The 14,962-nt window shown below is 56.5% G+C and carries 13 protein-coding genes; 7 read left to right on the top strand and 6 right to left on the bottom strand.

All coding sequences use genetic code 11. The features are described 5' to 3' along the window. Positions 1–18 precede the first annotated feature (18 nt). The 3 genes from TH2_RS07915 (at position 19) to TH2_RS07905 (ending at position 3,509) form a co-directional block, all read left to right on the top strand. Positions 19–969 (top strand): site-specific tyrosine recombinase XerD, encoded by a 951-nt coding sequence (locus tag TH2_RS07915; protein ID WP_008889892.1) that lies wholly within the window; start codon positions 19–21, stop codon positions 967–969. Between the two features lie 258 nt (positions 970–1,227). Further along, complete coding sequence (locus TH2_RS07910; RefSeq protein WP_238538672.1) at positions 1,228–3,027, top strand: EAL domain-containing protein; 1,800 nt, start codon at positions 1,228–1,230, stop codon at positions 3,025–3,027. 128 nt (positions 3,028–3,155) lie between these two features. Further along, positions 3,156–3,509: a hypothetical protein gene (locus tag TH2_RS07905; RefSeq protein WP_008889890.1), complete on the top strand. Its 354-nt coding sequence runs from the start codon at positions 3,156–3,158 to the stop codon at positions 3,507–3,509. Positions 3,510–3,524: 15 nt separating this feature from the next. Here TH2_RS07905 and TH2_RS07900 read toward each other — a convergent pair whose 3' ends face one another. The 5 genes from TH2_RS07900 to TH2_RS07880 are packed head-to-tail and all read right to left on the bottom strand — an operon-like array spanning position 3,525 to position 7,103. Continuing rightward, positions 3,525–4,184, bottom strand: a complete 660-nt coding sequence (locus TH2_RS07900) for a DUF459 domain-containing protein (protein ID WP_008889889.1) — start codon at positions 4,182–4,184, stop codon at positions 3,525–3,527. Continuing rightward, positions 4,181–5,539 carry a CCA tRNA nucleotidyltransferase gene (locus tag TH2_RS07895; RefSeq protein WP_040823231.1) on the bottom strand — a complete coding sequence of 453 codons (1,359 nt, stop codon included), beginning with the start codon at positions 5,537–5,539 and terminating at the stop codon, positions 4,181–4,183. Before TH2_RS07895 ends, TH2_RS07900 begins: the two co-directional genes overlap by 4 nt. Before the next feature lie 30 nt (positions 5,540–5,569). Then, positions 5,570–5,857, bottom strand: a complete 288-nt coding sequence (locus TH2_RS07890; RefSeq protein WP_008889887.1) for a hypothetical protein — start codon at positions 5,855–5,857, stop codon at positions 5,570–5,572. 23 nt (positions 5,858–5,880) lie between these two features. Beyond that, positions 5,881–6,525, bottom strand: coding sequence for a CoA pyrophosphatase (locus TH2_RS07885; protein ID WP_008889886.1), 645 nt, complete (start codon positions 6,523–6,525; stop codon positions 5,881–5,883). Continuing rightward, positions 6,522–7,103 (bottom strand): DUF1285 domain-containing protein, encoded by a 582-nt coding sequence (locus TH2_RS07880; protein WP_008889885.1) that lies wholly within the window; start codon positions 7,101–7,103, stop codon positions 6,522–6,524. The genes TH2_RS07885 and TH2_RS07880 overlap by 4 nt, the downstream gene beginning before the upstream one ends. Positions 7,104–7,216: 113 nt before the next feature. On the opposite strand from TH2_RS07880, the gene TH2_RS07875 reads away from it, so the two are divergent. Genes TH2_RS07875 through TH2_RS07860 form a run of 4 tightly spaced genes read left to right on the top strand, consistent with a single transcriptional unit; the run spans position 7,217 to position 13,991 of the window. Continuing rightward, positions 7,217–8,257, top strand: a complete 1,041-nt coding sequence (locus TH2_RS07875; protein ID WP_008889884.1) for an AAA family ATPase — start codon at positions 7,217–7,219, stop codon at positions 8,255–8,257. Continuing rightward, on the top strand, positions 8,258–9,211 hold the full coding sequence (locus TH2_RS07870; protein WP_008889883.1) for a DUF58 domain-containing protein: 954 nt from the start codon (positions 8,258–8,260) through the stop codon (positions 9,209–9,211). It abuts the gene before it with no gap. Further along, the gene (locus tag TH2_RS07865; RefSeq protein WP_008889882.1) at positions 9,208–11,919 is read left to right on the top strand and encodes a DUF4159 domain-containing protein; all 2,712 of its coding nucleotides are present in this window, start codon (positions 9,208–9,210) and stop codon (positions 11,917–11,919) included. Before TH2_RS07870 ends, TH2_RS07865 begins: the two co-directional genes overlap by 4 nt. Then, positions 11,916–13,991 (top strand): hypothetical protein, encoded by a 2,076-nt coding sequence (locus tag TH2_RS07860; protein WP_008889881.1) that lies wholly within the window; start codon positions 11,916–11,918, stop codon positions 13,989–13,991. Before TH2_RS07865 ends, TH2_RS07860 begins: the two co-directional genes overlap by 4 nt. Here TH2_RS07860 and TH2_RS07855 read toward each other — a convergent pair whose 3' ends face one another. Further along, a complete protein-coding gene (locus TH2_RS07855) occupies positions 13,992–14,957 on the bottom strand; it encodes a LysR family transcriptional regulator (RefSeq protein WP_008889880.1) in 966 nt (321 codons plus the stop codon). Positions 14,958–14,962 lie beyond the last annotated feature (5 nt).

The raw sequence follows: 14,962 nt of genomic DNA, 5'->3' as shown, positions 1-14,962 counted from the left end.
TCACTGGCAGGACCGGTCATGGCCAAGGCACTGACAAGCTCGTTGATATCGGCCTTTCTGGAAATGATGGCCGCTGAACGCGGGGCCAGTGTGCACACGCTTGATGCCTATCGGCGTGATCTTGAAGATTATGCGTCATCGTTGACTGCGGGCAAAGCCGATCCGGTATCGGCAAGTGATGTAGATGTCAGGCGCTATATGTCCGAACTGGGGTCTGCCGGGTTTGCGCCGCGTACACAGGCGCGGCGTCTGTCGGCCTTGCGGCAGTTTCACAAGTTCCTTTATTCCGACGGGTATCGCAATGATGATCCGTCGTCGAATATCGACAGTCCGCAACAGGGTCAGACCCTGCCCAAATTCCTGTCGATTGAGGAAATTGATCGTCTGATCATCGCCGCAACCAATCATCCGGGTATCAAGGGCAAGCGCTTGCTTGCGATGGTGGAGCTGATGTATGCCACCGGCATGCGCGTTTCGGAACTGGTCGAGCTCCCCTTTGCCGCAGCGGCGCGTGATCCGCAGATGCTGATTGTGCGTGGCAAGGGCAGCAAGGAACGGCTGGTGCCGCTTTCAGATCCGGCCCGTGATGCGCTGCGTGATTATCTTGAAGTGCGCGATGCCTTTATTCCATCAGACAAATCAAACGGCCATGCCGATCGCCCCGGGCAATCCTCATACCTTTTCCCGTCACGGGGGAAAACCGGGCATTTGACCCGTCAGATGTTTCTGAAAATGATCAAGGATCTGGCGATTGAGGCCGGTGTCCCGCCATCAAAGGTTTCGCCGCACGTCTTGCGCCATTCCTTTGCAAGTCACCTTCTGGCCAATGGCGCAGATTTGCGCAGCCTGCAAAAGATGCTGGGCCATTCCGATATCTCGACCACGCAGATTTATACCCATGTTCTCGAGTCACGGCTGCGCGGACTGGTTCAGGAACATCATCCGCTGGCCACACGGGCAATTGGTTAGTCGAAGCAGTATCGGGCTCGCCGATTTGTCTAACCCCTTTGTATAGAGATCCCGCCGTTTCTTGATAAAAAAGTGGATGTTTTCTGCGGATGTCACATATTCGTAACCCCACTGTCATGAACTTGTTGTCATATCTGGGATAACAGCAAACCTCGGAACTTCTAATTCTCACAACTTCCGGGAAAGCCGACCATTTTGAAGATCGGGGTACTGCATTTGACCTTTGATGCAGATGAACAGTGGATATCCGACCGACCCATGACCCAACCGGTCATGCTCCGTAACTGGCAGCAGGTCGTCGAAAAAGTCGACTTCGCCTTCCAGCCCATTGTCAGTCCGCACACCGGTCATGTTTTCGGCTATGAGGCGCTTTTGCGGCGCTGGGAAGAAGCCGGATTTACATCCATTCAGGCCCTGTTTGATACCGCATGGGATACTGGCAACCTGCACAGTGTCGATATGATGCTGCGCGCCAAGGCGATTGAGAAATTCGCGCGTTTCCCCGGCGCCAAGCGGCTCAAGCTGTTTTACAATTTCGACAATCGCGTTGTGAAAACCGAGGATTACCAACCCGGTCAAACCGCCGCCCTGCTGAGCGATGCCGGACTTGAACGCGATACCATCTTCCTTGAGATTTCCGAACGCCACGACATCAGCAATGCCGGATACCTCAAAGACATTCTGGTGCGCTACCGCAGTCAGGGCTTCAAAATTGCCATTGATGATTACGGCAGTGGCTTTGCCCAGTTGCGCGCCCTTTATGAATGCGAACCAGACATCATCAAGATCGACCGGTTCTTTATCGATGGCATCGACCGTGACCGTCGCAAGGAACTGTTTGTCACGCAAATAACGGCGTTCGCCCACATGATTGCGGCACAGGTCGTCGCCGAAGGTGTGGAAACCCGTGAGGAGTTCCTGTGCTGTCGGCGTTTGGGTTGTGATCTGGTACAGGGTTTCTTTATCGCGCGCCCGTCACTCGACATCCCCGAACAGACCGATATTGTGTCCTCAGCGGCCGACATTGCCGCAGATTCGCGCCGCCAGTCGGATCGCGATGATGATGTTGTCAGATCCTACCTGCTGGAAACACCGGCCCTGCCGATTGATATCAATCCGGTCGATATCCTGAGCTATTTCCAGCAAAATCCGGATATCTCGCTGGTGCCGGTGGTCGACCATGACGGCAAGCCATTGGGCATTGTCCGGGATTCAGAATTCAAGGCGTTTATCTACACGCCGTTTGGCCGTGAATTGCTGCAAAACCCGGCCAACCGGGCGAATATCAAACGTTTTTTGCGCCGTTGTCCGGTTGCCGATATCCGCACCAGCCTGTCGGAGCTTCTTGAAACCTTTGTCGCGACCGAGGCGCTGGACGGGGTGATATTGACGGAAAATGACCAGTATCTCGGTGTTCTGGATCAAAGTGCGCTTTTGCGGGCGGTCAATGAACGCAATACGCTAAATGCCCGCGATGAAAACCCGCTGACCCGCCTACCGGGCAATAGTGCGATTTACCGCTATGCCGCCCGCGCCCTGGCCGAGCCACGCCGACGCCGGTTTGCCGTCTATTTTGATTTCGACAATTTCAAACCGTTTAACGACCAATACGGGTTCCGCCAAGGTGACCGCGCGATCCTGCTTTTCAAGGATATCCTGGGCAAGGTCCTGAGCCAGAATGACTGGTTTGTTGGCCATATCGGCGGTGATGATTTCTTTGCCTATGTGCAATCGATTGACTTCGAAGATGCGGTCGCGGCCGTCCAACGCGTTCAGGCCATGTTTGATGCCCAGATCAAAAGTTTCTATGACCCGGAAACACGTGAAAGTGGATACCTGACCGGCAAGGGTCGGGATGGCAAACCCGCGCGGTTTGATCTGATGAGTGTCAGTGCCGCGCTGATCCGGATTCCGGCAGAACGCACCGACATCACCCTTGATCATATTTCGGTCGAAGCGGCAAAACTCAAGGCGCTTGCAAAGACCAGTCCACGCCGATTCGCGGCAGGTATTTATGATCCGGACAGCAACAACGCAAGCGAACCAAAACTTCTTTGATCGCTTTTTCAAAGACTTGTCATTTTTGTCACTCTGAAGCGCAAATTAGGGCTTCAAATCCGAGTCACTCTGAGTAATATTCCGGCCGAATTAAAAACACCAATCGGTTCAAACGAGCAGTTCCGTCAATGGTAAATATCGCGCCTTTTTCTGATCTTTCGCTGTCCAATCCCGTCCGCCAGACCAGCCCCATCGCCCCGCAACGTGGCGATGAGCAACGGTTTGCCGAACAAAACCGGATTATCGATGGGACACGCGCCTCTGTCCTGACATCGGATCAGGAGATCGAGCGCGCTGTTCAGTCCTATCAGCGCGACCGCAATGAACAAAAACAGTTCCTGAAAGACGGCGAACAGAAAACTATTTCAGACAGCTATGTCGAAAAGATCTCGTCACCGACATACAGCGCATCTGGTGATCCACTGAATAACCTGACCTCGGGTGCCGGCGGTCGTGGTCAGTATTTCGATATCCTGACCTGATCGTTTGCCCGACCGTTAATCGTCTGACGCCGAGAGACCGATGGTCTTTTGCACGGCACCCCATTCCCAGATCAGATCTGCCAGCCGGTCATAGCCGAATTTGTCGGGATGATATCCATCGCCGCGCCGCAATGCGCGTTGCCATGTATCGTCTTCAAGCGTCGTGGCAAGCAGATCGAGATAGGGCACATCGAACCCGCGCGCAGTTTCGAGATAAATCTGGTTTAGCCCTTCGAGGCGCTGGTTGATTTCCTGACTGGATTTGCTGCCGTTAATCACGGCCTGCGGCCCGACCCAGAGGGTTGGTGCCAGTTTGACAGCCGCCCCGATAATCTCGGCGGCGTTGGCGGCCGACTTTGCCGGGGAAACCCGCATGGTGGTCTCCTCGCCACGGTCTTCGGCGTGGTTGGCGTCATTGACACCGAAACTGAAAATCAGGACCGTCGGGAATTCTTCAACCATGCGAAGGCTTGCTTCAACCTGCCAGCGGGACTTGAGCCCCTCGGACGTTTCAGCGCGAATACCAAGATTATAGATCGTGACGTCACGCCCGACCTCGTCCAGAAGACGCCGGGCCAAACGCATCGGCCAGCCGCCCTTTTCACCGTCGCGAACACCATTGACCAGACTATCGCCAAAACAGCAAATCCGATGTCCAATTGCGCCTGTCGTCATTCTTTCTCCTCATCGCCTGCCGTGATCTGGCGGGCAATATAGTCCATCAGTTCATCCCGACCGGGCTGGAAATCGTGATCGATCCAGTATTCCTCGGCCTGTCTTAAAAGCGCCCCGACACGCGGCCCCGCAGGTGCAAGGCCAGCTTTCAGAATATCGCGGCCTTGTATCGGCAATTTCACCGGTTGCCAGTTTGCCGCGGCCTCAATCAAGGCTTTCCATTCGTCATTTTCTGCACGTGTGCAACGTGGTGGCACCGCGGCGCGTGCGCTCCACGCCAAGAGCACGGCATCCCGAAATGCAGCGGCCCCCATCCGGTACAGATCGCAGCGCACGATTTCCGGCCGCAATTTCGGATCAATCAGCGGCGCATGCGCGACCATTTCAGCAAAACGGTCGGTTTCCTCGTTCGACAGTCGCAAATCGCGCGCAAAGCGTTCTGCCGCCGCCAGATTGTCTTCGTCATCATCGCTGTTGCGTCTATCGCCCCCCGGCGCAAACAGTGCCGCAAGGCGGCGCAACGGATCGGGCTGTATCGCCGGATCGGCAAGGGCGGTGCTATCAAGCCACTGCATGATACGCAGGCAATCGGTGTGGATCAGTTTGGGCAGAATGGCGGGTAGAATGCCAAACCCGATCATGTCGTTGATCGTACCAGCAGGACTGCGCGAGCGCAGAAGCTTGAACATCTCGTCGCGAATACGTTCGACCGAAATATCATGAAGACCGTTTACCGCCTTGCGACAGGCTTCCGCCCCGACGGGATCAATCGGCGGGCGTCCAAACCACGCCTGAAAGCGGAAGAACCGCAAGATGCGCAGGAAATCCTCGGCAATGCGGTTTTCGGCCACCCCGATGAACCGCACGCGCCCGTCGCGCAAATCGGTTTCTCCATCAAACGGGTCATAGATCGTGCCATCAAGGTCGCAGTATATGGCGTTGAAGGTAAAATCACGGCGCTTGGCATCTTCAAGCCAGCTGTCGGTAAAGGCGACCTCCGCGTGGCGGCCATCGGTCAGGACATCGACACGCAGCGTCGTAATTTCATAGACCCCGGCATCGGTAATTGCGGTGACAGTCCCGTGTTTCAGGCCAGTGGGGATGACACGAATACCCGCCTTTTCAAGGGCGGCCTGCGTTTCCTCGGGCGCGAGATCACAGGCAATATCGACATCGACCAGATCACGTTTAAGCAACGCGTCACGCACGACACCACCGACAAAGCGCGCACAACCGCCTTGCTGCGCAATGGCATCAAACACGCGGGCGGTATCATCGGCGACCATGATCCCGTATGGCCGCAATCTGCCGGTTACTTCGAGTGCTGTCATCGCTGCCTTGTTGCCACCTGTCATATCAAGTGCCACGACGGTGGCTGGGCTGTTCTATTCCTTGGGTTCGAAATAGCCCGGCTCGACCACGCCGTCACGCAATACCGGCGCATGATAAATGGAATCGGGCGGCGCACCAGTCCCAAGTGCAGTGAAAATCAGGATTGCGGCGGTCAGCAACACGCCCAAACCAAACAGCATCAGCCACGGCCCCTTGTTCCATGGCGGAATGATGTCGTGACCTTCACGGATGGCCTTGGCACGGGCCCATTTCAACCACAGCCCGTAAATCACAAAGGGCAGGATCAGAGGAAGACCGATCTGGATGATTTGTCGTAACATAAAGCTCTGTCCTAATATTCGGATTAACGGTTAAGCGATGGTGCATTGGCCCGGATGACTTCAGAGAAGTTGACAAGCATCCCGGCGGTCGCGCCCCAGATGTAATATTCGCGATACGGAATCGCAAAATACCGCCTGCGGGTGCCCTCGAACGTCACGGTTTGCAGTTTCTGATTTCGTGGATCAAGAATGAAACTGAGTGGTACTTCAAACACTTCGGCCACTTCGTGGTCATCGGGCTTAAGATCGAATGGCGGTGTAATCAGACCGACAACCGGGGTCACCTGATAGCCGGTCACGGTGTAATAATCATCAATCCGGCCCACCAGATCGATGTGACGGCGGGCAAGACCAATTTCTTCCTCCGTCTCGCGGAGCGCAGTTTCTTCAAGCGTGGTATCAAATTCTTCCTGCCGCCCGCCGGGGAAGCTGATTTGACCTGCATGGTCGCTGAGGTGATCAGTACGCCTTGTCAGGATCACATGCAAACCCGCATCTCGTTTGACCAACGGCACCAGAACGGCTGCCGGACGCGAAATCAGTTCCCCGTCGGCAAATGCCCGTGCGCGCGATTTCGAACCCGGAAAGTCCACCGCATGGTCGCCACGGCGCTGCAAAACATCGCCAGTTGGCGCGCGCAAGGCGGCAACGATGTCATCGGGTGTCATTCCGTGGCCTCCATCCGACCGATCTCAAAAAACTTCCCATGACTGTAAACACCGATACGTATCATGTTGTGGTCAGGGTCACTAACTTCTTCGGCCAATTCGACCAATTGATAGAACACCGCCCGGTTCAGGCGCGCCTCAAGGCCGCGCTCAAGCCCGACATAAGGCGATGGTTCGTCGGTTTCAGGGTCGTGTTCGACGCGCAGGGGATGATCATCATCAAGTTCCACCCACTGGTCGATATTGGTCCGAAAACGGATATTCTGATCTTTGCCTTCGCCTTCGTTTTGCATTTCAACTGCGATGAAGGCGACGTCCTCGACCTCGATCCGGGCCATCTCGGCCGGGGTCACCAACCAGTGCCCGCCTTCCTCATCACGCTGCAACACGGAAGAAAAAAGCTTAACCAGCTCAATTCGGCCAATCGGACCACCTTGATAGAACCAGGTTCCATCCCGACCTATAGACATAGGGATATCGCCACAGATTTGTGGGTGCCGCCCGGTGTCGGGCTTCTGCCCGCGCAAGCGCGTCCACAACTTCTCGGCGAGATCGATGGTTTTTTGGTTTTCATTCATGCTGTAGAGTTGATCCTGAACCAGACGTTTTCCCGTTATGCTTATGCGATTTCATCTGCGTTCTCTGGCCTGCCAACGCCTGCACTGCAACATAGGAAGCACAGTCAACCGCCATGACAAACGCGCCACAATTCCCCGAAGAAATGGGTTTCTCCCAGGAAAGCAGTCTTGAACGCGATGCAGCCCGTCTGGACGAGTGTGTCGCACGGCTGGCCGAAGCCCGCAAAATGATTTCCAGTATTATATTTGGGCAGAATGATGCCGTAGAGCAAACACTTATCGGCATTTTATCCGGTGGACATGTGCTGATGGTCGGTGCGCCGGGCCTTGGAAAGTCGCTTCTGGCGCACACGCTGGGCAAGGTTCTTGGCCTGCTTGACAAGCGTGTCCAGTTCACACCCGATCTGATGCCCGCCGATATTCTGGGCTCCGAAGTTCTTGAAGAAGGGGCAGACGGCAAACGCGCGTTTCGCTTTATCAAGGGACCGGTATTTTGCCAGTTGCTTTTGGCCGATGAAATCAACCGTGCCAGCCCCCGCACCCAGTCCGCCCTGTTGCAGGCAATGCAGGAACGCGAAGTCTCGGTTGCCGGTTACAGCCACAAACTGCCTGAACCGTTCCATGTTCTGGCCACCCAGAACCCGTTGGAGCAGGAAGGCACCTATCCCCTGCCCGAAGCACAGCTTGACCGTTTCCTGCTTGAGGTCCGGCTCGGCTATCCCGATGCCGATGAAGAACGCAAGATCGTGACAAAAACCACCGGCAGGTATCCGGCCCGCCCGCGACAGGTTCTTCAAACCGATGATCTGGTGGAGGCACAGGACTTTGTCCGCCGCCTGCCGATGCCGGACCGGGTTCTTGATACCATCATTACCCTGTGTCGCGAATGCCGCCCGGAAAGCACATCACTTGCCGATATTCGTGAAAATGTCGCCTGGGGCCCCGGTACACGTGCGGCACAGGCCTTGTCACTGGCGTGCCGGGCGCGTGCGATGCTGTTTGGCCGCTTTGCCCCCTCGATCGAGGATATCGAAGAACTTGCCGTTCCTGTTTTGCGCCATCGTTTTGGCCTGACCTATGGCGCACGCGCCGAAGGCTTTACCGCCAAGGGGCTGATTACCGATGCGCTTGCCCACCTGCAGGAGAAAAACTAATTGGTCACCGCCCCCGTGCAGGATCATGTTGCCGCCGCCCGCGCCCTTGCGGCGAAACTGCCACAGCTGATTGATGAGTCGCGCCGAACGGCCATCAGTCTGCGCAGCGGCCTGCATGGCAATCGCAAGGTCGGACCGGGCAGTGATTTCTGGCAGTTCCGCCCCTATGTCCCCGGCGATCCAACCAACCAGATTGACTGGCGCCGATCTGCGCGCAGCGAACATACCTTCATCCGCCAGACAGAATGGCAGGCCAGCCATAATTACTGGATCTGGCCGGTACTTTCGCTGTCGACCTATTGGGCATCAAGTGACAAGCTGCCGTCAAAGGCCGAACGCACCCTGATCATATCCATCGCATTGGCCGACCTTCTGATCCGTAACGGCGAAACCGTTGGCACCTTTGATGGCGAACGTACGCGCATCACATCGGCAGAGCATCTTGAAAAACTCGGTCACGCGATGCTGGCAAGTCCACAAAGCATCGCTGGTCAGGCGACAAACATTCACCCGGGCCGCAAACATTCAGTTCTGATCCTTGGCGACTTCCTTGAATTTGCGGATCAAAGCGAACAATCGGCACGTACGGTGCGGCGTTTGGGCCAATACCAGAATGACGGTGCGCTGGTGCAAATTCTTGATCCTGCGGAAATCGCCCCACCATTTCAGGGGCGGGTTGATCTGTTTGATACCGATGATCAGATGATCTTTCGCAGCGAAAAGTTCGAAGATCTTACGGAGGGCTATAAACTTCGTGCACAGAAATGGCGGGCACTGGTCCGCGATGCCGCGCGCCAGAATGACTGGCTTTATGACCGGCATGTCACATCCGAAAGTGCCAGCCCGACATTGCTGGCCCTGTATCAGCATCTGAGCGAACGACAAAATCAAAGCGGATCGAACGGGCGCGGTCGTCCTAACCTGCACCGCCATAACACGCAGGAGATGTCATGAGCCTGTCGGCCATCACATTCCTGTATCCTGCGATGCTGGCCGGGCTGCTGGCATTGCCGATTGTCTGGCTTTTGATCAGATCGGCACCACGGTCACCCAAGACCGTTATCTTCCCGGCTGCGCGCATTTTGCGCGGTCTTAAAAGCAAACGCCGCGATATTCAGCGCGCGCCGATCTGGCAAACCATTCTGCGCTGTCTGATCCTGACGCTTCTGATCATTGCCGCTGCCCGCCCGGTGATGAACCGCAATGATTTTGCCGCCAATGATGGCGCGATATTGATCATTGCCGATAATGGCTGGGACAGTGCGGCAAACTGGCGGCAATACCGCACGGCATTGCAACAGATCGCCAATCAGGCCCGGTTCGAGTTGCAAACGGTCTATATTGCCCAAACCGCGCCCGAGGCCGCAGGTGCGACCACATGGAAACTTCCAGACATTGTCGGGCCGGTATCGCCCAACGATACCAAAAACCTGTTTGATCGCTTGCAGCCAAGGCCTTGGCCCTCGGATTATACCGCCCTTTCGGATTTGATTTCCGAACGCCCCGAAATGAACAGGGCTGTTGGCAGCATCTTGTGGCTAACCAGCGAGATGGACAGCCCCGGCAAGGCCAAAATCGCATCCGAGCTGCTTGATATCGCGCCGATCACAACGATCTCACCAACCATCACCGACCGCATTGCCATCCGGTCGCTTAGCCGGTCGGGTACCGGCATGTTGGCAACATTGGCCCATAATCGCGATGACCAACCGCGCGAGATTAATCTGCTGGCCCGCGGCGAACGCGGCAATGTGATCCTGCGCCATACGGTGGAAATCACACCGGACAGTGATCAAAGCGATGTCGCCATTCTGTTGCCGCGCGATATTTCCAACGCCATTCAATCCGTTGGCATTGAGGGGGTCGAAAGTGCCGCATCGGTATTTCAGACCGGTGCCCGCTGGCAACAACGCCGGGTTGGCGTCGTGGTCAGTTCTGGCGACGGTCCGGGGGTTTTGTCTGATCAGTATTTCTTCCTTGATCGGGCGCTTTCGCCCTATGCCGATGTGACTTATGCGCCACTTGGAACATTGCTTGAAGACAAGGTCGATGTCCTGGTCTCCGCCGGGCCGATTTCAGGGCTGGGCAGCCAGTTTGACGCGCTGGAACGCTGGGTCAACGAAGGCGGCATGCTGGTGCGGTTTGCGGGCGACAGTTCGTCGCAGATCGGCAACGAATTCCTGCCCGTCACACTCAGACTGGGTAACCGGGACTTTGGCGGGTCGATGTCGTGGGAAAAGCCCAAAAGGTTGCTCGACTTTCCGGACAACAGCCCGTTCCACGGGGTCGAAGTGCCGGACGACATCACGGTCACGCGCCAATTGCTGGCCGAACCGGACCCGGACATTGTCAGCAAGACGTGGGCACGTTTGACCGATGGGACGCCCCTGATCACAAGCACACCGCGCAATGCCGGACGGATTGTTCTTTTCCATGTCACACCTTGGGCGGACTGGTCCAACCTGCCGATGTCGGGCCTGTTTGTCGAGCTGTGGCAGCGGCTTCTTCCCCTTGCAAGTCCGAGCAACCGCAACGATGCCGAACTGCAAAGCAGCCTGCCAGCCCAGACCATTCTGGATGGCTTTGGCCGACCGCATCAGCCTGATGCCTTGATCCTGCCGGTTCAAACCCCGCTTCCGACACCAAATCCGCGCCATCCGCCGGGCATTTACGGTGAAAACGGACAGGCGGTTGCGCTGAACCTTGGCCCGTCACTTACCGATATCGGACGCGATGTGGTCTGGCCTTCGGGCATCAGCACACGTGAAATCACCGATCAAAGCCAGGTTGATCTTGCCGCCCTTTGCCTGTTGGCGGCCTTTATTCTGATCTTGTTTGATGCCGCGATTTTGCTGGTACTCAACAACGTGTCGCTGCGGCGCAGTCGACGCAGCAATGCCCTGACATCGCTTCTGCTGGCCGCCGTCCTGACGGGTGCGGCCTCCGCCAGCGTGATGATGCCCGCAGCATCCATGGCGGCAACACTGCCCGAAGCAGCCCTGCAACCGCGTCTGGCGTATCTTGAAACCGGAAATGCGCCGGTAGATCGCCTCAGCCGTGCCGGGATGACCGGCCTGACCGAAATCCTGCGTCGGCGAAGTGCGGCAGACCTCAACACTGTCGATGGCGTTAATCCGGAGACCGACGAGCTTAGTTTCTATCCACTGATCTATTGGCCGCTGGTTGACGGGCAGGAACCGTTTTCCGAACGCGCACAGGAAAGATTGAACCGTTATCTGAACAATGGTGGCATGATCCTGATTGACAGCCGGGACCGCGAAGTCCAGCCGGCGCGGTTGCGGCGTCTTTTGGCCGGGTTGGAAGTCCCGCTTTTGGATCGCGCGCCAAGTGATCACATTCTGTTTCGCAGTTTCTATCTGCTTGACCATGCCTTTGGCCGGTTTTCCGAACCACTGTGGCTTGATGCCCGCCCCAGTCAACGCCTTGATGGGGTTGCATCGGTTCTGTTTGGGGGCAATGACTGGGCATCGGCCTGGATCATTCCCGAAGGCCGCGATGAACTGCGCAGCGAAGACATATCCCCCCGGCAACGCGAAATGGCCTATCGGTTTGGCGTCAATTTGGTGATGTATGCCCTGACGGGGAGTTACAAGGGCGATCAGGTGCATATCCCGGCCATTCTGGAAAGGTTGGGCCGATGAACCAGGGATGGCAGAACCTTCAGATTTCCCCGCTTCTCGATATCACCATCCTGCAAGGGTTGGCTGTTTTGTGTTTGGTTGCCGTCATTGTCTTCACGATTTTCCGGCTGCGTGGAACGGTCTGGCGCGGGGTGGTGATGGTGCTGGTTCTTCTGGCCCTTCTGGCACCGCAATTTACCGACCGTGAAAGCGAAAAACTAAGCGATATCATTCTGGTCCTTGTCGACCGATCGGCAAGTCAAGATATCGCAAACCGTACGGCACAAACCGATGCGGCGATTGCCGAACTGCAAGATCGCTTTGCAGATGATCCATCGGTGGAGCTTCGCTTTGAAGAAGTTCCGGGTGATACCGATACCCGCATGTTTGCCGTCCTTGACCGGTTGCTGGGCGGGTTGCCGCGCGAACGGCTGGGGGGTGTCATGATGATTACTGACGGGCAGGTTCATGACGTGCCAAGCAGCCTTGATCTGAACGCGCCCCTGCATGTTTTGATCAGTGGCGGACGCGATGAACGTGATCGCCGGTTGGTCATTCGCCAAAGTGCCGATTACGGCATTGTCGGCAAGGATGCCGAATTCATGATCGAGGCGGTCGATCCGCAATTGCCCCCCGGCACGGCGATCCCGGTTCGGATGCTGCTTGAAGACGGTACGGAACGCGAAATTGCCCTGCCCGCCAACGAACAACGCCGGGTCAGCATCCCGGTGCCGCATGCCGGATCGGTTCTTGCCGAATTGCGCATGGATACGCTTGAGGAAGAAACCGACAAATCCAACAACCGGCTGATCCTTGAAACCACCGGTGTGCGAGATCGGTTGCGTGTGCTGTTGTTATCTGGTGAACCCCACCCGGGCGAGCGGGCCTGGCGTAACCTTTTGCGGGCTGATCCCGGTGTGGACCTTGTGCATTTCACGATTTTGCGCCCGCCTGAAAAGGGTGACGACACCCCGATCAATGAACTGGCGCTAATCCCGTTTCCGATCCGTGATCTGTTCGAAGTGCGCCTGCGTCAATTTGATCTGATCATTTTTGACCGCTATCAGATGCGCGGCGTCTTGCCGCCGCACTATCTTGAAAAGGTGGTTGATTTCGTCAAATGGGGTGGCGCGGCACTGGTCGTCGCCGGGCCGGAATATGTCGGCCCGGACGGGCTTGCCAGCACCGCCTTGAATGACCTGATGCCTGCCGCGCCAACTGGCCGGGTTATCGAACAGGCCTTTGTCCCCCGTGTTAATCAGGCTGGCCGCCTGCACCCGGTCACAACCGCCATTGCCGGATCCCCCAACACGCCCCCGAAATGGGGTCAGTGGTATCGTCAGATCGAAACGCGTATTTCTGATCCCGATGCCATGACGCTTCTGACCGGTGTCGATGACCTGCCACTTCTGACCATGCAGCGGGTCGAGGAAGGCCGTGTGGCGATGTTAAGCTCCGATCAGATGTGGCTTTGGCAGCGTGGCCATGATGGCGGTGGCCCTGTGGCAGAATTGCTGCGGCGTTTATCGCACTGGCTGATGAAGGAACCGGCTCTTGATGAAAACACCGTGCTGACCGAACGCAGTCCAGATGGCGAGAGCCTTATCCTCAATTGGCGCAAGATCGGCGCGGCCCCCGAAGCAGCCAGCGTGATCAATCCGGAAACCGGTGAACAGATCAATGCCGCCTTCGAACAACTGCCCGATCAATCCTGGCAGGCGACTGTTCCGATTGAAACCCGCGGTCTGATCCGGGTTCGGGTACGTGATCAGGATGATCGCAGTCAAACCGCGTTGCATGTCGATCGTGATGTCCTGACCGCCGAAACCCGAAATACTAATTCCACCCCGGATCTTTTGACCGGGCTGGTTGCGGAAAATGATGGCTATATCGGCCGGATCGAAGATGGTTTGCCCGATTTCCGCCATGTGCCCGACGACCGTATCTGGCATGGCAGCAACTGGGCCGGGTTCCTTCAGACCAACAGTTTCAAGACCGTGATTGGCGGCATTACAAACTTGCTGCCGATCCCGTTTGTCGCGCTTTTGATCGGGGCGATCTGTTTGTTGGGCTGGCGGGTCGAAAGCAAGTGATTAGGGCCGTGGTCTTTGGCGGCCACGCCCTTCACGATATTCCGCACAGGCTTCCTGATGGAAGTTGCACAATCCGCCTTTGAATTTTTCGACCAGAAAATCGATGAAGACGCGCACCTTGCTGGGTAGGTGGCGGCGTTCGGGATAGACCGCGTAAATACCGCCACTGCTGAGCGGATCGTAATCATGGAGGATGCGGACAAGACGCCCTTCGCTCAGCGCCTCTGCAACGATGAATTCCGGTTCTCGGGCAATACCAAGGCCGCGAATGGCCGCAACGGATGTGAATTCACCATTATTGCATGACATCACCGGATTGACCCGGACTGAGACCTGACCATCTGGTCCATCAAAATCCCAGATATTGGGGCTTGGTACGTTGGTGTAGGAAATCGTTCTGTGCTCGGCCAGTTCCTGTGGCGTTTTGGGTTCGCCATACTGTTCCAGATAACCCGGTGAGGCCACCACATGGCCGGTGAAATCGGCCAGTTTACGGGCAATCAGGCTGGAATCCTTAAGCCGGGTGATCCGTATTGCCATATCAATCCCCTCGGCCACCAGATCGACCATATGATCGGCCAAATGGATATCGACATGCAGGCCGGGATACTTATCCATGAACTCGGTCACCAGTTGCGGCAAATACATCTGCCCAAAGGTCAGGGGGGCCGAAATACGCAATGTGCCGCGCGGCGTGCCGCGCAAATCGGTCAGGGCATGTTCGGCTGTTTCGATTTCTTCAACGACACGCGCGCAGTGCTGATAGAAGGTCGACCCGGCATCCGTCAGGCTGAGCCGACGGGTGGTTCGGTTCAGAAGCCGGATACCAAGATTGTCTTCAAGCTTGGTTACATGTTTGCTGACTGCGGATTTGGACATGCCAAGCTTGCGCGCCGCACCGGAAAAACTGCGTTCCTCGACGACACGGGCAAAGACGGTCATGCCGTCAAGATTTCCGATCAGCATTGTGC

The sequence above is a fragment of the Thalassospira profundimaris WP0211 genome (assembly GCF_000300275.1).
GTDB classification, from domain to species: domain Bacteria; phylum Pseudomonadota; class Alphaproteobacteria; order Rhodospirillales; family Thalassospiraceae; genus Thalassospira; species Thalassospira profundimaris.
The sequence above is the reverse complement of the archived record's forward strand: the minus strand, read 5'-3'. Positions and strand labels throughout refer to the sequence as shown.